Annotated in this window: 1 pseudogene; it reads right to left on the bottom strand. The window is 63.0% G+C overall.

Going from position 1 to position 292, the window contains the following annotated elements:
- Positions 1-241: pseudogene (locus HU811_RS27240) on the bottom strand (hypothetical protein); the annotation flags it as partial.
- Positions 242-292: the final 51 nt, after the last annotated feature.

The following is a 292-nucleotide window of genomic DNA, read 5'->3' as shown; positions in this document are numbered from 1 at the left end:
TGGCAACCGTGAATGTCCTTTGCGCCTCCGGCGAGGGTTGCTGGGCGGCGGTCTGGATCAGGGTCGCGGTATGGGTGATCTCCGGTGCAAACGGCTCGTCGCGCCGGAATCTCCAAGTGCCGTTGTCATTGTCGACGGGGTGTTCGATGGGGCTGTCACTGAACGTGAGAGTCAGCACAGCGCCCGGCCAGCAGGTGCCGTTGAGATTGGGCGAGAGGCCATTTTCCACGGGCGCGTTCATGACGGGTGCTTGAGGTGGGATGGTGACCTCGATTTCCTGCCAGGTCGGCGA

Source organism: Pseudomonas tehranensis, from assembly GCF_014268615.1.
In the GTDB taxonomy this organism is placed as follows: domain Bacteria; phylum Pseudomonadota; class Gammaproteobacteria; order Pseudomonadales; family Pseudomonadaceae; genus Aquipseudomonas; species Aquipseudomonas tehranensis.
This window is presented reverse-complemented; position numbering and strand designations above follow the sequence as displayed.